This window comes from Halomonas sp. KO116, from assembly GCF_000734975.2.
GTDB lineage: Bacteria > Pseudomonadota > Gammaproteobacteria > Pseudomonadales > Halomonadaceae > Vreelandella > Vreelandella glaciei.
This window is the reverse complement of sequence record NZ_CP011052.1, coordinates 546,148-567,382: the sequence shown is the minus strand read 5'-3', so window position 1 is coordinate 567,382 and position 21,235 is coordinate 546,148. Positions and strand designations below refer to the sequence as shown.

General features: G+C 56.9%; 17 protein-coding genes. 4 read left to right on the top strand and 13 right to left on the bottom strand.

The genetic code is table 11. The features are described from left to right. Positions 1–2: 2 nt before the first annotated feature. Together KO116_RS02660 and KO116_RS02655 are read right to left on the bottom strand one after the other, a co-directional pair. Positions 3–674 (bottom strand): response regulator, encoded by a 672-nt coding sequence (locus tag KO116_RS02660; RefSeq protein WP_035560584.1) that lies wholly within the window; start codon positions 672–674, stop codon positions 3–5. A 96-nt stretch (positions 675–770) separates the two neighbouring features. After that, a complete protein-coding gene (locus KO116_RS02655; protein WP_035560581.1) occupies positions 771–1,724 on the bottom strand; it encodes a LysR family transcriptional regulator in 954 nt (317 codons plus the stop codon). 164 nt (positions 1,725–1,888) lie between these two features. Between KO116_RS02655 and speB the strand changes: the two genes are divergently transcribed. Further along, complete coding sequence (speB, locus tag KO116_RS02650; RefSeq protein WP_035560578.1) at positions 1,889–2,791, top strand: agmatinase; 903 nt, start codon at positions 1,889–1,891, stop codon at positions 2,789–2,791. A 109-nt stretch (positions 2,792–2,900) separates the two neighbouring features. Here speB and KO116_RS02645 read toward each other — a convergent pair whose 3' ends face one another. The 8 genes from KO116_RS02645 to KO116_RS02610 all read right to left on the bottom strand — a co-directional run bounded on the left by KO116_RS02645 (position 2,901) and on the right by KO116_RS02610 (position 13,559). Next, a complete protein-coding gene (locus KO116_RS02645) occupies positions 2,901–4,283 on the bottom strand; it encodes an L-serine ammonia-lyase (protein ID WP_035560575.1) in 1,383 nt (460 codons plus the stop codon). A gap of 311 nt (positions 4,284–4,594) precedes the next feature. Then, on the bottom strand, positions 4,595–5,461 hold the full coding sequence (purU, locus tag KO116_RS02640; protein ID WP_035560573.1) for a formyltetrahydrofolate deformylase: 867 nt from the start codon (positions 5,459–5,461) through the stop codon (positions 4,595–4,597). A 75-nt stretch (positions 5,462–5,536) separates the two neighbouring features. Further along, complete coding sequence (locus tag KO116_RS02635; RefSeq protein ID WP_035560570.1) at positions 5,537–6,172, bottom strand: sarcosine oxidase subunit gamma; 636 nt, start codon at positions 6,170–6,172, stop codon at positions 5,537–5,539. Next, entirely contained in the window at positions 6,165–9,227 is a 3,063-nt protein-coding gene (locus KO116_RS02630; protein WP_035560567.1) for a sarcosine oxidase subunit alpha family protein, read from the bottom strand. Before KO116_RS02630 ends, KO116_RS02635 begins: the two co-directional genes overlap by 8 nt. After that, a complete protein-coding gene (locus tag KO116_RS02625) occupies positions 9,224–9,565 on the bottom strand; it encodes a sarcosine oxidase subunit delta (protein ID WP_035560565.1) in 342 nt (113 codons plus the stop codon). The genes KO116_RS02630 and KO116_RS02625 overlap by 4 nt, the downstream gene beginning before the upstream one ends. Before the next feature lie 24 nt (positions 9,566–9,589). Beyond that, entirely contained in the window at positions 9,590–10,840 is a 1,251-nt protein-coding gene (locus KO116_RS02620; RefSeq protein ID WP_035560561.1) for a sarcosine oxidase subunit beta family protein, read from the bottom strand. A 12-nt stretch (positions 10,841–10,852) separates the two neighbouring features. After that, positions 10,853–12,166 (bottom strand): serine hydroxymethyltransferase, encoded by a 1,314-nt coding sequence (gene glyA, locus KO116_RS02615; protein ID WP_035560558.1) that lies wholly within the window; start codon positions 12,164–12,166, stop codon positions 10,853–10,855. Between the two features lie 286 nt (positions 12,167–12,452). Continuing rightward, complete coding sequence (locus KO116_RS02610; RefSeq protein WP_035560555.1) at positions 12,453–13,559, bottom strand: hybrid-cluster NAD(P)-dependent oxidoreductase; 1,107 nt, start codon at positions 13,557–13,559, stop codon at positions 12,453–12,455. Positions 13,560–13,923: 364 nt separating this feature from the next. Between KO116_RS02610 and KO116_RS02605 the strand changes: the two genes are divergently transcribed. Then, positions 13,924–15,210 carry an aromatic ring-hydroxylating oxygenase subunit alpha gene (locus KO116_RS02605; RefSeq protein ID WP_035560552.1) on the top strand — a complete coding sequence of 429 codons (1,287 nt, stop codon included), beginning with the start codon at positions 13,924–13,926 and terminating at the stop codon, positions 15,208–15,210. A gap of 133 nt (positions 15,211–15,343) precedes the next feature. Beyond that, the gene (locus KO116_RS02600; protein ID WP_035560549.1) at positions 15,344–15,970 is read left to right on the top strand and encodes a TetR/AcrR family transcriptional regulator; all 627 of its coding nucleotides are present in this window, start codon (positions 15,344–15,346) and stop codon (positions 15,968–15,970) included. Between the two features lie 53 nt (positions 15,971–16,023). On the opposite strand, the gene KO116_RS02595 is transcribed toward KO116_RS02600, so the two are convergent. After that, entirely contained in the window at positions 16,024–16,854 is an 831-nt protein-coding gene (locus KO116_RS02595) for a pyrroline-5-carboxylate reductase family protein (RefSeq protein WP_045812053.1), read from the bottom strand. A 173-nt stretch (positions 16,855–17,027) separates the two neighbouring features. Between KO116_RS02595 and KO116_RS02590 the strand changes: the two genes are divergently transcribed. Then, complete coding sequence (locus tag KO116_RS02590) at positions 17,028–19,079, top strand: NADH:flavin oxidoreductase (protein WP_035560546.1); 2,052 nt, start codon at positions 17,028–17,030, stop codon at positions 19,077–19,079. Positions 19,080–19,119: 40 nt separating this feature from the next. Here the strand turns inward: KO116_RS02590 and KO116_RS02585 are convergent, their stop codons facing one another. Beyond that, positions 19,120–19,971, bottom strand: a complete 852-nt coding sequence (locus tag KO116_RS02585; protein WP_035560543.1) for an ABC transporter permease — start codon at positions 19,969–19,971, stop codon at positions 19,120–19,122. A gap of 3 nt (positions 19,972–19,974) precedes the next feature. Then, positions 19,975–21,228, bottom strand: coding sequence for an ABC transporter permease (locus KO116_RS02580; RefSeq protein ID WP_035560540.1), 1,254 nt, complete (start codon positions 21,226–21,228; stop codon positions 19,975–19,977). Positions 21,229–21,235: the final 7 nt, after the last annotated feature.

Here is a 21,235-nt window from a genome sequence, read left to right as displayed (position 1 = left end):
AGTCAGCGTTTGAGGAACTGAGAAAAATCGATATCGTTGGCCGATAGAATAGCTTGTACGCGGCTGGTCACCCCCAGCTTGCGCAAGATCGCCGACACATGGGCTTTCACTGTGGTTTCCGCGATATTGAGGTGATAGGCAATCATCTTGTTAGACTCACCGCGGGTCATGTGTTCCAACACCTGTAGCTGTTTGCGGGTCAGTTGGCGCAGCTGTTCCGCCTTAAAACCCTGCTCCTGGTGGCGACGCTTACGAATACTGTCCGGCGCGCGCATCGCATCGGCGGGTAGAAAGATATTGCCTTCCAGTACCTGGGCAATGGCGTGGCGCATCTGATCACGGGACAATGATTTGGGGATAAACCCCGCTGCACCACAAGAGACCGCCTGAAGAATAATCTGCTTATTCTCTTCCGCAGAAACAATCACCACCGGAATCGTAGGATGCTCATTACGCAGCTGCAAAAGCCCCGTTAACCCGTTCATGCCAGGCATATTTAAATCCAGCACTATCAAGTCAAGATCAGGATCCTGCTGGGCATGAGCGAAAGCCGCTGCAAAATCTTCCACCTCGATAACCTCAGCACCTGCGTAAGCTTCACGGATCACGCGCGCCATAGCGTCACGTACCAGAGGGTGATCGTCGGCAATCAGGAGTTTATACGTTGCTGTCATTATTATGGTTGCCTGTGGTTTAGCTAAATCCCGCTTACTGCCTCTTTGCTGACACTCTACTAAGTCACCCGCCTTTATTGAAGCAACTTCCAACCATCAAGCGGGTCGCAGTGCCCCTGAAGAGGCTTGCTGTCGGAAGGTGCCGGCGAACTCAACCAGTGATTGAGTTAGCCAGGTGAGCGCAGGTTCATTGGCAAACAGCCCATGCTGAATCAGCGTCATTTGCAGCGTTGGGAGCTCTTTGGGCGGCTCCACCATACGCACCGGCAGCATCATGACAAAGCGCTCAGCCATCTGACGTGGCAGCGTCATGATCGCTTCCGTCAGCGCCACTACCCGCGCTGCGGCGATGTAGTTGAGATTTTTAGAGATTACCCGGCGGGTTAAGCCGTGTTGAACCAGGCAGCTATCGATATTACTAGGGCGCAACCCGCTAATATCCGCCAGCTCCACATGGAGCGCACCCGCAAACTGACCAATATTCAGCCCTTCGCCCACGCGGCCATTATGGGTAGCGGCCAAGCAGACCAGTTCCTCATCCATCCAGGGAGTCTGAATCACGCCACTGGGCAACGCGCTTTGGCTATCCAGCCCTACCACCATATCAATTTGGCGCTGTTCCAGCCCCTCACTCAGCACGTCCGGGGTAATCAGCTCAATGGAAAAGCTAATGCCCGGCGCATAGGCCAACAGCTGACTTAAAAAGAGCGGGTACATGACCTCTTCAAAGTAATCCGTGGTGGCGAGCGTAAAGCGTCGCGTGCTGTTGGCAGGCGTAAACATTGCGGGGGGCGCAAGCCCTTGCCGCAGCATCGCCAGCGCCTGTTGCACCACGGGCAGCAGCTCAAGTGCCCGGGGTGTCGGCTGCATACCGTTTTCGGTACGCACCAGCAGCGGATCATCCAGCGACTCACGCAGCCGTTTTAAGGCATGGCTCAAGGCGGGTTGGCTTAAATGCAGCGTTTCTGCCGCGCGAGTGACGTGACGCTCGTGCATCAGCACCTCAAACACCAGCAGCAAGTTTAGGTCGAAATGGCGAAGTAAGCGCATAGCCTCTCATTATTCACATCACGAATGATTAAATTCTAAACATTCATTTAATTTATCACCAGAAATTGCTTATTGTCTGCTGCTTATTCGCCCACCCGCAACTATCAACGATAATCCAGCACGCAAGGAGAAGCACACCGGTGACCCACCCACAAACACAAACCATGCCCAGCCTTTATGGCGATGTGATTTCTACCTTTATGGGCGTAGCAAAAGCAACGGATCCTAAGACAACCGACGCTGACGTTGTGGTGAGTGGCGTTCCCTTTGACCTTGCATGTTCGGGCCGTTCAGGCACCCGCATGGGGCCGAATGCTATTCGTCAAAGTACCGCTAACCTGATCTGGGAAGGCAAGCGCTGGCCTTGGGATTTCGCCCTAGAAGATCGCCTCAAGGTGTGCGATGCAGGCAACGTTGATTACGCTTATGGCGAGCCCGAAAGCCTGGTCGATAACCTGGAAACCCACGCCAACCGCTGGTTAAAAGCGGGTAAAAAAATGCTTACCCTGGGCGGCGACCACTACATTAGCCTGCCGCTGCTGCGCGCCCACGCCCGAGAGCACGGCCCGCTGGCGCTGATCCATTTCGACGCCCACACCGATACCTACGAGCAGGGCACACGCTTTGACCACGGCACCATTTTTCACCACGCTTTAAAAGAAGGCTTAGTGGTGCCTGAGCACTCGCTGCAAATTGGCATTCGCACCAGCTACGACCGTCACAACCATCCTTACGAGGTACTGGATGCGGACTGGGTCAACGACCACGGTGCAGCCGCTGTACTGGAGCGAATTCGCGCTAAAGTGGGTCATCATCCTGCTTACGTCAGCCTGGACATTGATGGCCTGGACCCGGCATACGCCCCCGGTACCGGCACGCCCGTCTGTGGGGGTATGTCGACTGATCTAATGCTGAAAGTGATTCGCGGTATGGTGGGAATGGAGTTAGTTGGCATGGACGTGGTGGAAGTCAATCCTGCCTACGATCACGGCGACATTACGTCGCTCGCTGCTGCGACATTAGGGCTTGAGTTTTTGTATGCGCTGGCGGCGTCTAAACGGGGATAATTGCCGAAAACGTGATGGTTGGTTTGATAAGCCCCTGAATAAGCAAACTATATAGGTCACATGCTGCTTAAGAAGGGGCTAAATTTCCAAGAGTTCACGTTAGAGCTACTTAACACTCAATAGCATTAACCGCTAACCCTCCTTTGGATGTCTCTTTATACTTATCCAGCATATCTCGCCCTGTATCGCGCATGGTACGAATGACTTTATCCAATGATATAAAGTGAGTGCCATCGCCGCGTAATGCCATTTGAGCGGCGTTGATCGCCTTTACCGTTGCGATAGCGTTGCGCTCGATACAAGGGACTTGAACCAACCCGCCAACGGGGTCACAGGTTAACCCTAAATTGTGCTCCAAGCCGATTTCGGCCGCATGCTCGACTTGTTCGGGCGTGCCCCCCATCACATCAGCCAAGCCAGCCGCTGCCATGGCACAAGCCGACCCGACCTCCCCCTGGCAGCCCACTTCGGCGCCGGAGATCGAGGCATTTTTCTTGCACAGAATGCCAATGGCGCCTGCCGCCAGCAAAAAATCCACCACGTTTTTCTCACAGGCGTTGGGCTGAAACTTCATATAGTAGTGTAAGACGGCGGGGATGATGCCTGCGGCACCGTTGGTGGGCGCCGTGACCATGCGCCCCCCTGCAGCATTCTCTTCGTTAACGGCGAGGGCAAAAATATTCACCCACTCCATCGCTGAGAACGTTGAGGCGATCAGGCAGTCATTCTGCTCTGCCGCTTGAAGACGCTGGTGAAGCAGCTTAGCCCTTCGCTTAACGTTTAAACCGCCCGGCAGTATCCCTTCGTGGGTTAATCCATTATCGATGCATTCACACATCACTTGCCAGATACGCCACAGTTCGTTTCTGACCTTCTCCTCCGTCCGCCATACTTTCTCATTTTCCAGCATCAGCCGGCTGACACTGAGCTGCTCTTTTTTACATAGCGCCAGGAGTTCGTCTGCGGTATCGAAGTTGTAAGGAATGGTAACGCCACCCAAATCGTCCAGCGGCATATCCACCTGGGCCTGTTCAACCACGAAGCCGCCGCCCACCGAGTAATAGGTATTTTGATACACCAAGTCGCCCTGATGCGTGAAAGCTTTGAGCCTCATGGCATTAGGGTGGTGGGGCAAGCTCTCTTCATGAAAAAAGAGGTCACTCTCCCAAACAAACTTCACTGTTTTTTGTCGACCCAGCTGTAATGACTGGCTCTCTTTAAGCGCCTGAATGGCTGGCTCAATAATCGAGGGATCTATTGTGCTAGGGCGTTCACCCATTAATCCCATAATAATTGCGTTATCGGTGGAATGTCCGATACCCGTGGCGGACAACGAGCCATAAAGATGGACTTCAAGATGCCCTACCTCATCGAGCAGGCTGTTTTCGCGCAGGGTGGTGACATACTTAAAAGCCGCCTGCATGGGCCCGACGGTATGGGAACTGGAGGGGCCTACTCCAATCTTAAAAAGGTCGAAAACACTGATAGGCATTGGCGCACCTCTTGACGTATAAACAGGGGAAAGTCAGGCGGTGCCTGACAATTTCAATAAGTTATTGATGTGATGATAAATAAAACTAAGCTATCTTTTATTGATGATATTTTTATATTTATTAAATGATACTTTTAGGCACGGCTTATCACACATAACTTCTCACACATAACAAGGGGTTACTTATCGCTCTGGCAAAAGCTTAGTAACGACAGCAACCCAATTATCATAGCCAGCTCAAACTGTTTGCGTTTATTAACAATCGCATTAGGTAAAAAGCATTAGTCACAAAAAAGGCTAGTTACCAAAAACTAGTTGCCAAAAACGACTGTGCGCCCTGAGTAAAAGAACACGCGGCGTTCTAAGTGATAGCTAATCGCTCTAGCCAGCGTTAGGCACTCGATATCACGCCCCTTGGCCACCAGATCCTCGGGGTAGTGGGTATGATCCACAGGCTCGACCCCTTGAGCAATAATCGGCCCTTCATCAAGGTCATTATTAATGTAGTGTGCCGTCGCGCCGACCAGCTTAACCCCTTTCTCATACGCCTGATGATAAGGCTTAGCACCTTTAAAACCGGGCAGCAACGAGTGGTGAATATTGATGGCCCGTCCAGCTAATAGCTCACACATAGAGGGGGAAAGTACCTGCATATACCTTGCCAGCACCACCAGTTCCGCGTCGGTATCCGCGATGATGTCGCGTACCTGGGCCTCCTGCTGCAATTTCGTCTCGGGCGTGATCGGCAGGTAGTGGTAGGGCAAATCGTGCCAGGCTGCCAATGGCTCCAGATCGGGATGATTGGAAATCACCGCTTTGATATCCAGCGGAAGCTGCCCTGTCCGATAACGGTAGAGCAGATCATTCAAGCAGTGATCGGCCTTGGAGACCATAATCACGGTGCCGGTGCGTTTGCCAGGGGCCGTCAATTCGAACTGCATATCGAATTCGCTTGCCCGCGCTGAAAAATCGGTGTGAAAGCGCTCTTCATGAAACTCATCTTGCTCTGGGCGAAACTCGGCGCGAATGAAAAAGCGCCCGCCGAGCCGATCATCGAAAGAGTTGAGTTCAGTGATATAGCACTGCTGCTCTTTTAGAAAGCGCGTGACGACGTCCACCGTTCCCAAGCGGCTAGGGCATTGGGCGGCCAGTATCCAGGTATCACTCATTCGGCTCATAGTGCATGCTTCTCAGTTAGCGGCAGACCGTTGCGGAAGATCATAGCGGCCGGAACAGCGTTCCGGCCTGCCCGCTTATTGTTGTACGTTGACGCCATACTCTGCCGCTGCATCCAGCAACCAGCGATAGCAGTAGTCGGCAAAGCTGCGTCGCACCACTAACTCCCAGCGCTCTTCACTGGGACGACGCAGGATAGTGGTCGCCTTGGCGAAGACGGTAGTAACACCCTTTCCCACCGGGAAATTGCTGGGGTGAACATCGTAGATCACTGTTTTCATCAATAGCTCTCGGGCTGCTTCGCCGGAAATCTCCAATAGCGTCTGACCACCGCTGACGTCGCTAATCGCGAAATGGGCGCTGCCCAAATACTCGCGCAGCTTCGTCTCCAGCGGGAACTCCTCTCCACCGGGGACGATCACCAGCCACTCGTCCGGGGAGAGCCACTGAATGGAGCGCTCGCCGCTGGCATCTTGCACCAACGCCTGGGGTTGTCCAGGCAAGCTAATGCCGAGCACGTCACGCACCGCCTCGTCGAGCACGATGGCGCCACCGCGCAGGATCAGATGCCCAAGCATTGCCCGCTCGCGTAGCTGAAGTCGGCTTGGGCCGCCGGCCTGGGGGGCACCGCTGCGACGATAGCTATAGGCTAACGGGGACTCTACCGGAATAGCGGTATCAGTACGGGTGTCGAAGGTGGCCGCGTTAGACATGCTGGCGCTCTCCCTTGGGGTCGTAGAAAACGGTGCTGACGATTTCAGCCTCATGGGTTTGTCCATCCGCCATGGGCAGGTAGACCGTCTCGCCTAGTTTCTGATGGCCACCCTTGACCACCGCTAGCGCAAAGCCTGAATCCAAAATCGGGCTGTAGTAGCTGGAGGTAACATGGCCCACCATCGGCATAGGGATCGCATGCTTGGGATCAAGCACGATCTGGGCCCCCTCTTCGAGGACCACCTTCGGGTCCTTCGGTCTGAGCCCCACCAACTGCTTGCGGTTCTCACGCTTGGTGTCACTGCGCGTCAGGGCACGCTTGCCAATCCATGAGTAGGGCTTGTCATAGCCTACACACCACTGCATGCCTAAGTCTTCCGGCGTCACGGAGCCGTCGGTTTCCTGACCCACGATGATGAAGCCCTTTTCAGCGCGCAGAACGTGCATGGTTTCGGTGCCATAGGGCGTCAAGCCATACTTCTCGCCATGCTTGAACAGGGTCTGCCACACATGCATGGCGTAGTTTGCCTGCACGTTGATCTCAAAGGTCAGCTCGCCCGTAAAAGAGATGCGGAAGACCCGTGCTGGCACCCCCGCCACTTTCCCGGATCGCCAATCCATAAACTTAAAGCTATCGCGGTCAAGATCGAGATCACTGATCTCAGCGAGCAGCTTGCGCGCTTCCGGGCCAGTGATGGTCATGGTGGCCCAGTGGTCGGTCACTGAAGAGAAGTAAACATCCAGTTCCGGCCACTCGGTCTGATGCCACAACTCCAGCCATTCCAGGATCGCTGCCGCGCCACCGGTAGTGGTGGTCATCAAAAAGTGGTTATCGGCCAGGCAGCTGGTCACACCGTCGTCGGTGACCATGCCATCGTCTTTGCACATCAGACCGTAACGGCACTTGCCGACTGCCAACTTCTCCCACTTGTTGGTGTAAATCCGTGCCAGAAACTCACGCGCATCTGGCCCTTGGATATCAATTTTGCCAAGCGTCGAGGCATCGAGGATACCGACCTTCTCGCGCACCGCCAGGCACTCGCGAGCCACTGCCTCCGCCATACTCTCGCGTTCGCCATTGACGGCCCCTGCGCGTTTTTGTGGATAGTACCAGGGGCGCTTCCACTGGCCGACGTCCTCGAACTCGGCGCCGCGCTCTACGTGCCACTGGTGCAGCGCGGTGTAGCGTTCGGGGTCGAACAAATCACGGCAGTGGCGACCAACAATAGCGCCGAAGGTGACCGGGGTGTAGTTAGGACGGAACACCGTGGTGCCCACCTCGGGAATGGAGCGATTCAAGCAACGGGCGGCAATCGCCATGCCGTTGATGTTGCCCAGCTTGCCCTGATCCGTACCGAAGCCCATCGCGGTGTAGCGCTTGATGTGCTCAATAGACTCAAAGCCCTCCCGGGTCGCAAGCTCGATCCCCGCCGCGGTGACGTCGTTCTGTAGGTCGACGAACTGCTTGGGACCACGCAGGGTAGGCTTCTCGTGAGGCACCTGGAAGAGCGCCACCGCAGGCCCTTGCTGCAGACGTTCAGCGCTCGGCAGAGTGACCGTCTGAACGGCATGGCCCATGGCGGCAGCTGCCTTGATGCCCGCCTCGACACCTTCCGCCAGCACGTCACCCAGGGCATAGGTGCCATTGACACCGCCACACGCCTGAACACCCTTCACCAGTCCCGGCACAAAGCCGAGAATATCGTCGCGCCAGGTAGGCCGCGCGCCAGTGTGGGACGCCAAGTGAATCACCGGGCTGTAGCCGCCGGAGCTGGCGATGGTGTCGCAGGCCAACTCCTGAACCGGGCCGCTCACTTTGAAAGCGACAATATCAATCTTGGCGACCCGTGCCGCGGTGACCCGATTGCTGCCCTTCGCCTCGATAACGGCGCTGCCCGTAATAATCTTGATGCCCTGGGCGCGGGCGGCATCCACCCAGTCGCCCGCCGGCGCCTCGCGGGCGTCCACGATAGCGACGACCTCGGAGCCGGCCTCTTTCCAGTCCAAGGCAGCGCGGTAGCCGTAGTCGTTGCTGGTGGAGAGCACCAGTTTGCGGCCCGGTGCCACGCCATAGCGGCGAATGTAGGTCGACACAGCGCCAGCCAGCAGGTTGCCCGGCACGTCATTGCCCGCGTAGACCAGCGGACGCTCGTGGGCGCCCGTGGACAGAATCACCTGGCCAGCGCGTACCCGGTGCAGGCGTGCGCGCACCTGACGGTGGCCATTTTCCACCGGCGCCGTATCGCTTAGGTGCTCGGTACGCCGCTCATGCAGCGTCACAAAATTGTGGTCGTGATAACCGTTAGCCGTGGTGCGCGGCAGCAGCGTGACGTTTTCGCAACCGGCCAGTTCATCCAGCACCCGGGCCACCCACTGATCCGCCGGCTTGCCTTCTAGGGTTTCGCGGCTGGCCAGCAGCGAGCCGCCCATCTCTTCCTGCTCATCGGCCACCATCACCCGGGCGCCGCTGCGCGCGGCGGCCAGCGCCGCCGCCAGACCCGCGGCGCCTGCACCGACGACCAGCACATCGCAGTGCTGATTGAAGTGGTCATAGTTATCTGGATCGGCTTCCATGGGGCTGCGACCCAGCCCCGCCGCCTTGCGGATGTACTTCTCGTAGGTCAGCCACATCGAGGCCGGCGCCATGAAGGTCTTGTAGTAGAAGCCCGGTGGCATAAACTGCCCGCCCAGCTTGCCGAACAGGCCCATCAGGTCGCGCTGTACGTTCGGCCAGCCATTGGTACTGCTGGCGGCCAAGCCTTCATATAGCGCCTGCTGGGTGGCGCGTACGTTCGGCACCTGAGCCGCTTCACTGCTACCCAACTGCACGATGGCATTCGGCTCCTCGGCACCGGCGGCAACGATGCCGCGGGGCCGCGAGTATTTAAAGCTGCGGTTGACGATATCCACGCCATTAGCCAGCAGCGCCGAAGCCAGAGTATCCCCGGGGTGTCCTTGGTAACGCTGACCGTTAAAGGTAAAGCTCAACGTGCGGGAGCGGTCGATACGCCCGCCCGTGTTAAGGCGGAACACTTGTTGCTTGGACTGGCTCATGCCCGCACTCCTTCTTGTTGGTTTACCGCGGCGGCTTCGCGAGGCTTAGTCTGGCTGTCAGCGGTAATCGACGGCTGCTCGCCCATTTTGTAAGTCTCGAGAATCTCGTAGCTCACGGTGTGACGCGTCACGTTGAAAAACTTGCGGCAACCCACCGCATGCACCCACATTTCATGGTGAACGCCACGGGGGTTGTCACGGAAGAACAGGTAATTCCCCCACTCTTCGTCACTACACGCCTCGGGCTCCTTGGGGCGCTCGATATGCGCCTGGCCCTTGGGGTGGAATTCCTCTTCCTCACGGTGTTCGCCGCAGTAGGGGCAGTAGATATAGAACATGCGAATACTCCTCTCGTATGAACCCTAGTGGGCAACGCCGGCAGCGCCGTGCTCGTCGATCAGCGCACCGCTGTGGAAGCGGAACATGGAGAACGGCTCGGCGATGGGATGCATTTCCCCCTTGGCCAGGCTGGCGGCAAACACATGCCCCGACCCTGGCGTCGCCTTGAAACCGCCGGTGCCCCAACCGCAGTTGAAGTACAGACCTTTCACCGGTGTTTTGGAGATGATCGGGCAAGCGTCCGGGCAGGTATCGACGATGCCGCCCCACTGACGGTTCATGCGCACCCGAGAGAAGATTGGGAACATTTCAACGATCGCCTGGAGCGTGTGCTCCACGGTGGGATAACTGCCGCGCTGGCCATAGCCGTTATAGCCGTCGATGCCCGCGCCGATCACCAGGTCGCCCTTGTCGGACTGGCTGATGTAGCCATGCACCTGGTTCGACATCACCACCGTATCGAGAATAGGTTTGATCGGCTCAGAGACTAAGGCTTGCAGCGGATGGGACTCCAACGGCAGGTTAAAGCCGCCCATATTGGCCAGCACGCTGGAATTACCGGCGGTCACACAGCCCACGGTCTTGGCCTCGATGTCGCCACGGTTGGTGTGTACGCCGTAGATCTGGCCGTCACGAATCTTGAAGCCGGTGACTTCGGTCTGCTGAAGGATATCCACCCCATGCGCATCGGCACCACGGGCATAGCCCCAGGCTACCGCATCGTGGCGCGCCACGCCGGCGCGCGGCTGCCAGGAGGCGCCCATCACCGGGTAGCGAGCGTTCTTGGAGCAGTCCATAATCGGCACTAGCTCCTGCACTCCTTTGGCGTCTAAAACTTCACCGTCGATACCGTTCAGCCGATTGGCATTCACCCGACGCTGGATATCGCGCATGTCCTGCAGGGTATGCCCGAGGTTGAGCACCCCACGCTGAGAGAACATCACGTTATAGTTCAGATCCTGCGAGAGCCCTTCCCACAATTTCATGGCATGTTCGTAAAGGACGGCCGATTCGTCCCATAAATAGTTGGAGCGCACGATAGTGGTATTACGGGCGGTGTTGCCGCCGCCCAGCCAACCTTTCTCAATCACCGCCACGTTCTTGACGCCGAACTCTTTCGCCAAGTAGTAGGCCGTGGCCAAGCCGTGACCGCCACCACCGACGATGATTACATCGTACTGCTTCTTGGGTGTGGGGTTGCGCCACTGGCGCTCCCAGTTCTCGTGGTGGCTCAGCGCGTGCTTGACCAGGCCGAAGCCGGAATAGCGTTGCATAGGGGTCTCCTCTCAAGCGATGGCTTCGACGGCTTCAGCGACAGTTTCAGCGTAGACAGGATGCCGGGCACACACATCAGCCACTTTGGCTTGCACTTTAGCTTCAATGGCAGCGGTGTCTTTGCCTGCAGCCAACTCGTCCAAGATGTCGCAAATCCATCCCGCCAGCTCACTACATTCCTCGGCATCGAAACCGCGTGTGGTGACCGCTGGGGTTCCAATACGCAGGCCGGACGTTACGAAGGGGCTTTGCGGGTCGTTGGGCACCGTGTTTTTATTCACCGTAATATGTGCGCGGCCAAGTGCAGCATCCGCATCTTTACCGGTAATGCCTTGGCGGATAAGCGAAACCAAAAAGAGGTGGTCGTCGGTGCCGCCAGACACTACGTCGTAGCCACGCTCCATGAACACCTTGGCCATCGCCCGGGCGTTATCGATCACCTGCTGCTGATAGCGCACAAACTCCTGGTTCATGGCTTCCTTAAACGCCACCGCCTTAGCGGCAATCACATGCATCAGCGGGCCGCCCTGCTGGCCTGGAAAAACCGCGCCATTGAGCTTTTTATACAGCGCTTCGTCACCATGAGCGGAGAGAATCAAGCCACCCCGTGGGCCACGTAGCGTTTTATGGGTGGTGGTGGTGACCACATGAGCGTAAAGCAGCGGGCTCGGATAGAGACCAGCGGCCACCAGGCCAGCGACGTGGGCCATATCGACCATCAACCAAGCGCCTACCTCATCGGCGATGGCACGAAAACGCCGCCAGTCCACCACGCGAGAGTAAGCGGAGAAACCTGCGATGATCATCTTCGGCTGGTGCTCGCGAGCTAAGCGCTCGACTTCTTCGTAATCGATCTCACCGGTTTCCGGCTTGAGGCCATACTGTACGGCGTTGTAATGCTTACCCGAGAAGTTGGGTGCAGCACCATGGGTTAAGTGGCCGCCGTGGGCTAGGCTCATACCCAATACCGTATCGCCCGGCGATACCAGTGCCATGAACACAGCGGCATTGGCCTGGGCTCCGGAGTGCGGCTGCACATTGGCATAATTGGCGCTAAACAGGTTACAAGCTCGCTCAATGGCGAGAGCTTCAACCTTGTCAACGAACTCACACCCGCCGTAGTAACGGCGACCTGGATACCCTTCTGCGTACTTATTGGTCAGCTGTGTACCTTGCGCTTCCATGACAAGTTTGCTGGCGTAATTTTCGGAGGCGATCAATTCAATATGTGCTTCTTGGCGAACCGTTTCTTCAGCAATTGCCTCAGCAAGCAACGCGTCGTAATTGGCCAAGCGGGCGTTGGGCGAAAAATTATTTTGAAGCATTACCGCCTCCTGATGAGTCACTTTTTTATTAAGTGCTGAACATACTCTTTAATGCTGATAAACCCAGGTCGCTTGCAACCAAAGTCCCTATCAACGCGTTGTTACCGCGATACTATCGTTGGTGTCCGGCCCCAAGATGCTTACCGACGTCACCACACGATGTATTTGCGACATCGGCAACATTTAGCCGATACCACGCCTGACGCCGCCAAAAAAGCAAAGCGCCCTTGACGGACGAGTAACCGTTTAGGGCGCTTATGACTCAGCAGCAAGATACTTGTATGGGCTAAAAATCCACCACCAGATCCCCTTTAGGCCGACTACAGCAAGATAGAATGTAGCCCTCTTCAACATCTTCTTCGGTAATACCGCCGTTATGTTCCATTTCCACCTCACCTGATTTGAGTTCTACTCGGCAAGTACCGCAAATCCCCATACCGCAAGCTTTGGGAATATGCAGGCCCAGCTTCGCTGCTGCCGCATGAACCGTCTCACCCGGTTGGATACGGACACTTTTCCCTGAAGACGCAAATTCAATGCTGTGCAATTCACTGGTATCGACATTTTCGGCGTCAACCTCTGCCTGCTCGGCCAGCTCACGTACCTCCTCACGAACGTCGACCGGCGTGGCGCCAAACAACTCTTCATGGTAGTGGTTCATGTCAAAGTTGTGGTGTCGCAGGATACGTTTGATGGCATCCATGTAGGGCGCCGGCCCACAACAAAAGATCTCCCGCTCCATAAAATCCGGCACCATTAGCTCGAACAGCGGCTGGGTGAGATAACCACGATAGCCAGCCCAGGCCTCACCAATATCTTCCTTGCTCTCGCAAATGATATGCAGCTTGAATTCAGGGATGCGCGAAAACATATGCACCAGCTCACGATGATAAATCACATCACGCGGGGCGCGGGCACTGTGTATGAACTCAACGTCGACAGCGGCATTGGTATCGAAAAGCCAGCGCGTCATGGACATCAAGGGCGTAATGCCGACACCGCCGGAGAGAAACAGCACTTTCTCGGCGGGGTAATCGATAGAGTTAAAATTGCCGACCGGCCCGTGCACGGCCAGCTCGTCGCCTACCTTTAAATTGGTATGCAGCCAATTGGATACCTTGCCCCCCGGCACCTGTTTGACGGTGATTGAAAAGCTGTAAGGAATCGAGGGAGAGCTGGAAATCGTATAGGAGCGCATGATCGGCTGATGATCAATCTCAAGCTCCAGCGTCACGAACTGACCCGGCTTGAAGAAGAACAGCACAGGCTGCTCGGCCATAAAACAGAACGTGCGTACATCCTGGGTTTCCTGGATCACCTTGACGCACCGCACCTGGTGACGGCCATTGGTCCAGGTTTGGGTCGTGACCGGATTGAAGAAATTAGTTGTCATTATCGCCTCTGCCTGAACAGGCTTCATCACTATGCATCGCCGAACCGTATTTGCGATACAGCCAGCACCTTTGAGCTGCATTTTGGGTATGCACTTGCTAACCGACTTACCTGACAGCGACTCACACTTACCTCGTGCCACTCTCTATCGTTTAGAAACCTCTTTTTTAGTCGCCGCTACGCCATCGAATGTCGCGGGCAGATAATTGGCAGTGCAGCGCCTGCAACACAATCGGTGCCTGACGTCAGGCCACATTTAAATCAAACGCCAGGTTACGCAACAGAACAACAAGAGACGCAATCTTGACTATCGGCCGATTCGCAGCCCTTTGAGGGGGGAGCGGAGGTTTACGAGGATACTGGTAATGGAAAAAAGTGTTTCTAACCGGATGGATGACCCACTCGCCGAGGCGCGGGCGGCAACGGTCCAGATGCTTCAGGAAAGAGGGCGTACCTTTTCGCTTCCGCAACCGTTTTATAACGATGCCCGCCTGTTCGCGCTTGATATGCAGGAGGTGTTCGAGAAGGAATGGCTGTTTGCTGGCATGACGTGCGAGATCCCGGCCAAGGGTAACTTCATGACACTGGATATTGGTGATAACCCCATTGTCATCGTGCGCGGCAGTGAAGGCATTATTCATGCGTTTCACAATGTATGCCGCCACCGCGGGTCGCGTCTTTGCACGAAAGATAAGGGCAAGGTGGCCAAGCTCGTCTGCCCCTACCACCAGTGGACCTACGAACTTGATGGTCGATTGCTGTTTGCCGGCAGCGACATGGGCACTGACTTCGACCTCAACCAGTTTGGCCTCAAGCCGGTCAACCTGCGCACTGCCGGCGGCTTCATCTTTATCAACCTAAGCGATGAGCCGCCCGCCATTGATGACTTTCTGACAACGCTTGAGCACTATCTCGAGCCGTACCAGATGGACAACGTCAAGGTCGCCACCGAGTCCAGTATCGTCGAGCAAGCCAACTGGAAACTGGTTATCGAAAACAACCGTGAGTGCTATCACTGCAACGGCGCTCATCCTGAGCTACTAAACTCGCTGCAGGAATTTGATGACACCGACGACCCGCGCGCAACGCCCGCCTACAAAGCGCTGGTGGCCCGCAAACAGGCCGACTGGGACGGGGAGAAGGTTCCTCACCAGTTGACGCGGCTTGGCAAGCGCAACCGCTTGACCCGCACGCCGCTGCTGGATGGCATTGTGTCGATGACGATGGACGGCCAACCCGGCTGTCAGAAGCTGATGGGGCGCTTATCAAGCCCTGACATGGGCTCCCTGCGCATTCTGCATCTGCCCAACTCATGGAACCACTTCATGGGCGATCATGCGGTGGTATTTCGCGTGCTGCCGCTTGGCCCGCAACAAACTGTGGTGACCACCAAGTGGCTGGTTCACAAGGACGCCGTGGAAGGCGTTGACTACAACCCTGAAAAGTTGCGCCGCGTGTGGGATGCTACCAACGATCAGGACCGCCAACTCGCCGAGGAGAACCAGCGCGGCATTAACTCCAAGGCTTACCAACCCGGTCCTTACTCTGAAACCTATGAGTTCGGTGTTATCGACTTTATCGACTGGTACGCTGCTCGTATGCTTGAGAATTTAGAACACGATGCGCCGATGTTACATTTAGCCCGAGGTTAAAACGTGAAGGATCAAGGCAGCGACGTTTACCGTCACTAGGACTTAGCCAGAGTAGCTGACAACGTGTACACATAAGAGACACCTGTGTACACTTTGCCACACTATTCCTAGACTATTCTTAGAGACCTGCTCAATGCCACCCACCGATACGCCCGCCGCTAAGGGCTCCCAAGACGTCTGGCTTGATGCGGCGTTTGAGCTGCTACTGGAATCCGGCGTCGATAGCGTGCGCATTCTTTCCCTTGCCAAGCGACTAAAGCTTTCTCGGACCAGTTTCTACTGGTTCTTCAAGGATCGCGAGGCACTGCTGGAGGCACTGATTGCACGCTGGCGTGAAAAGAATACCCAAGGGCTAGTGCATCAGACCGAAGCCTATGCCGAGAATATCGTCGAGGCGATGCTCAATGTCTTCGACTGCTGGCTGGACCCTAAACTGTTCGACTCCCCGCTAGAGTTCGCCATGCGCAGCTGGGCGCTACAGTCAGCATCCGTAGTGAGTGAAATCGATGCGGCTGATGCCACCCGTATCGAAGCACTGGCGCGAATGTTCCAGCGTTACGGCTATGATCCGCTGGCGGCCAACGTTCGGGGCCGCACCATCTACCTAACCCAGATCGGCTATATCTCGATGAAGACCCAGGAACCGCTCGAGGTGCGCATGCAGCGCATCCCCGCCTATGTCGAAATCTTCACCGGCCAGCCGCCTGGTTCCAGGGAATTGCAACGCTTCCATGCCCGCCATGGTTATATAGAGGAATAGAGGAATAAGGACGCTTAAGAGACGCAATGTTCCGTTCTGCGCTCTCCCAAACCTCAGCCTTCAGTTAGGGTGTTACGGCTATGGGGCGCTTTATCCGTGCCATTGGCTACCCGATGGGCCGCCTCAAGCCCACGATGAACCGCTTGGTCGATTCCCTCATCCAGCATTGTTCGCAGCCCCTGGGCCGTGGTGCCGTCATAAGCAATCAGTCGCTCAACCATATCACCGGGATCGGTTCCCAGCCTTTCCAGCAGCAGGCTGCCGCCTACCAGGGTCTGCATGACGGCCTCAAGTGCGATATCGTCGGCGATCCCCATCTGCTTGGCGTGCTCCAACATTGATTGCGCCAGCAAAGCGGGGTAAGCAGGCCCAGCCCCACTCAAGGCCGTCAGATAATCGAGATCACGCTCGTTGGCGACCTCCCGTGCTTTGCCGCAGCTCTCCAACAACGTTTGAACTAGTCGCTTGTCAGCCTCTGTGACCTGCTGGGCGGCAAACCAGGGAAAATAGGCCCGACGGATTTCCGCCGCCGCGTTCGGCATGGCACGCACTACCCGGCTACCCCCCACTCGACTAGAGACCTCCTGCAAGGAAGCCATCGCCAACAGGGAGATAACCAACTTCCCGCCAGCATCGATATCGACGCTGGCGAGATCTTGCGGACGTACCGAAAGAATGACGACGTCAACCAACCCGACCAATTCACGGTTGTTCTTAACACAGCGAACGCCACGCCAATCACGGTAAGCATTGCTGCTCCCGGAGCGCGATGAAACGACTAATCGATCAGCAGACACAATACCCTGCTCCAGGAGGGCAAGCCCGAGAGCCCGCCCCATCCACCCCTGTCCACCGATAATTCCAATCACAAAGTTTTGCTCCATTTCCCCGCCTCCTAGCCCATAAACCAACCTCGTGCCAGCAGCGCTCCTACTATGTGATGACGACCTGCTCTGTCCACAGCTTTGCCGCCATGTACATATATGAACATTATATTGACAACTATGAACATGGACGCCTAAATTTGTCAAATACACAATAAAATAGAGCGCTTCCCATGGATAACGATCCGCTGCTGCAGCCCTTCCAGCTCAAGCATCTAACCCTGAAAAACAGGCTTATGATGACAGCCCATGAGCCCGCTTATCCTGAGGATGGGATGCCCAAGGCACTCTACCGTGCCTACCACGTCGAGCGCGCCAAGGCAGGCCTTGGCCTAACCATGACGGCAGGATCCGCGGCGGTGGCCAAGGACAGCCCACCCGTGTTCAACAACATCCTCGCCTATAAGGATGAAGTAGTGCCCTGGATGCATGAGCTGACCGACGCCTGTCACGAGCACGGCACCGCAGTGATGATCCAACTCACCCACCTGGGCCGGCGCACCCGTTGGGACAAGGGCGACTGGCTGCCAGCGGTGTCGCCTTCTCATCGTCGCGAGGCGTCCCACCGCGCCTTTCCCAAGCAGGTAGAGGATTGGGATATCGAGCGCCTGATCCGAGACTACGCCGATGCCGCCGAACGCATGCATGCCGCCGGCCTCGATGGCATCGAACTGCAGGCCTATGGCCACCTGATGGATCAGTTCTGGTCGCCACTGACCAATACCCTTGAGGGGCCTTATGGCGGGGATCTCGATAACCGGCTGCGTTTCACCTTCGACGTGCTGCGCGCCATTCGCCAGCGGGTTGGCGAGGCGTTCATCGTCGGCGTGCGCTACACCGGCGACGAGATGCTGCCGGGTGGGCTGACGTCCGGCGACGGGATGGAGATCTCACGGCGCTTGAAGGACAGCGGTTTGGTCGACTTTCTCAACGTGGTTCGTGGCCACATCGACACCGATGCGGGGCTCACCGACGTGATTCCCATCCAGGGCATGCCCAGCGCCCCGCACCTGGATTTCGCCGGTGAAATACGTCGCGAGATCGACTTTCCCACCTTCCATGGCGCCAAGATCCAGGATGTCGCCACTGCCCGTTATGCCATCGCCTCAGGCAAGGTCGACATGATCGGCATGACCCGCGCCCACATGGCCGACCCCCATATCGTGCGCAAGATTGCCGAAGGGCGAGAGGAAGAGATTCGCCCCTGCGTCGGCGCCAACTACTGCCTTGATCGCATCTATCAAGGCGGCGCCGCCTACTGTATTCATAACGCTGCCACCGGGCGCGAAACCACCATGCCGCACACCATTCCCAAGGCGGCACAGCAACGGCGATTCGTGATTATCGGCGCGGGGCCAGCAGGGTTAGAAGCCGCTCGTGTTGCCGGTGAGCGTGGCCACTCGGTGGTGGTGTTCGAAGCCGCCAGCGATGCTGGCGGGCAGATACGTCTCACGGCGCAGAGTGAGCGACGTCGTGAGATGCTGGGCATCATCGATTGGCGCCTGGCGCGCTGTGAAGCACTCGGCGTCGAGATTCGCTACAACGTCTGGGCCGAGGCCGAGGAAGTGCGCGCCGAAAAGCCGGATGTGGTGATCGTGGCCACCGGCGGCTACCCCATGGAAGATCAGCCCGCGGTCGGCAGCGACTTAGTCGTCAATACCTGGGATATTCTTTCCGGGCACGTGCCGCCGGGCAAACGGGTGTTGCTGTTCGACGATGCAGGCGACCATGCCGCCCTGCAGGCGGCGGAGATCATTACCGCCGCGGGGGCTGAGCTTGAGATTATGACGCCGGATCGCACCTTCTCCGCAGAGATCATGGCCATGAACCTAGTGCCCTACATGCGTTCCCTGCAGCGTGCCAACGTCACCTTCACGCCGACTTACCGGCTGAAGTCCGTGCAGCGCGACGGCAGTGAACTGCTCGCCGAAATCACCAGCGATTATGCCATTCATGGCCAGCAGGATAGTGGGCATGAGCGGCGTATCGACCAAGTGGTCGTCAACTACGGCATCACACCGATGGCCGATATCTATTTCGAGCTAAAACCGCACGCCAGCAACCGCGGCAAGGTGAATTACGATGACCTGATCGTGGGCGCCCCCCAGAGCGTGACTAGCAACCCGGATGGCCGCTTCCAGCTGTTTCGGATCGGTGATGCTGTCGAGTCCCGCAACACCCACGCGGCTATCTACGACGCGCTCAGGTTGGTCAAAGACCTTTAGTTTTCGCATCAAACCGGCGCGCTACCAATGCTGCTTGGGCTTAGTCTGGCGAGAGCCCCCGCAGACGCTCACTGCGCCGGCGTAATAGCTCAAGGGTAGTGAGCAGCAACATCGAGAGCAGCACCAGCATGGTCGCCACGGCTAGGATCGTCGGGCTGATCTGCTCGCGAATGCCCGACCACATCTGGATCGGCATGGTGCGCTGTTCAGGGCCTGCAATGAACAGCACCACGACGACTTCATCGAATGAAGTAATAAAGGCAAACAGCGCCCCTGACACCACCCCCGGCGTGACCAGTGGTAGCACCACCTTGAAGAAGGTCCGAGTGGGATTGGCGCCGAGGCTATGCGCGGCGCGGATCAGCGTGGTGTCGAAGCTCGATAGCGTGGCCGTCACGGTGATGACCACGAAGGGAATGCCGAGCGCCGTATGCGCCAGGATAACGCCTACGTAGGTCTGGGCGAGATTGACCTTGGAAAAGAAGAAGAACATCGCCGCCGCGGAGATGATCAGCGGCACGATCATCGGCGAGATCAACAGTGCCATAATTGCGCCACGCGCCGGCATGTGCCGACTCGACAACCCCAGCGCCGCAACGGTCCCCAGCACCGTGGCCAGCAGTGTGGACGCGATACCGATGATGAAGCTGTTCTTGATAGCGTTGAGCCATTCGCTTGAGGTAAAGAAATCCTGATACCAGCGCAACGAATAACCGGCCGGGTCGAAGGCCACCATTTTTTTACTGAAAGTGAAGTAGGGCTCGGCATTGAACGACAGCGGGATGATCACCAGTAGCGGCCCTATCAGGAACAGAAAGACCAGGCCACAGATAAACAGAAAGAGATAGTGCCAGATGCGCTCGCCACGGGTGGCGTAGGAAGGAATGGCCATGGTTTACCCCAGCTTGACCTTGTCGACGCCGATCAGACGGTTGAACACCAGATAGCAAATAATCACCACGAACAGCAGGATGGAGGCAATCGCGGCGGCCAGCCCCCAGTTGAGCGATGTCTGCATATGGTAGGCAATGTAATTAGTGATAAAGCGCCCCGACTGCCCGCCCACCAGCGCTGGCGTGATGTAGTAGCCGATCGACAGGATAAACACCAGGATCCCGCCAGCGGCAATGCCCGGGATCGTCAGCGGAAAGTAGACCCGACGGAAACTCAGAAACGGTTTGCCTCCCAACGAGCGTGCCGCGCGCATGTAGCTGGGCGGGATGGTCTTCATCACCGAGTAGAGCGGTAGGATCATAAACGGCAGCAGGATATGCGTCATGGCGATGATCGTGCCCATCTTGTTGTGGATCATCTGCCACCGCGCCTCATCGGCAATCACACCAAGGGCCACCATCACGTCGTTGAGCACGCCCTGTGACTGCAGGATAGCGATCCAGGTAGTGGTGCGCACCAGCAGTGAGGTCCAGAACGGCAGCAGTACTAGAATCATCAGCAGATTGGAGTGACGCGCGGGAAGACTCGCCAGCAGAAAAGCCACCGGAAAACCAAGCAGTAGCGTTAGGCCAGTGATAACGGCGCTCATCCACAGCGTTCGCCAAAATAGCGTGGCATGAATCTGCATATGCTCTGGCACTTGGACGATCTCACCGTCCGGGCTCAACTGGAGATCGACCGCCGCCAGATAATACGAAATCGTATAGGGAGACGCTTCGCGCTGGATCAGCTTCCAGGTATCGAGTTCCCCCCAGGTGTTATTGACCTCAATGAGTGACTCGCGATAGGGCGGTTCCAACGTGCCGACACGGCGCGCCGTGCGGCTGATGGTCGAACGCATGCCCGACTTTTCGTAGTTCAGTCGGCTGGACAATAGGCCCAGATTGCGTTCCTGCTGGCCTTCGCGGAGATCCTCGGCCAAGGCCGCAAAGACGGCTTCATCGGGTAACGACTCACCGTTCCAGCCTTCCAGCGCGGAAACGGTGCGGGATAAATGGGTAGACACTTCCGGGTTATCGACACTGCGCCACAGCATTTCGAACAAGGGCATCAGAAAGGCGATAAACAGGAATACCAGTAGCGGCGCCACCAGCAACAGCGCCTTTATTTTCGAGCGTCGCACGGTACGACGCAGACTGACCTTGAGCGGCACACCATCAGCCGTTGTCAGAGGAGCTGCAGGCGGTTCGGACACGTAGGTC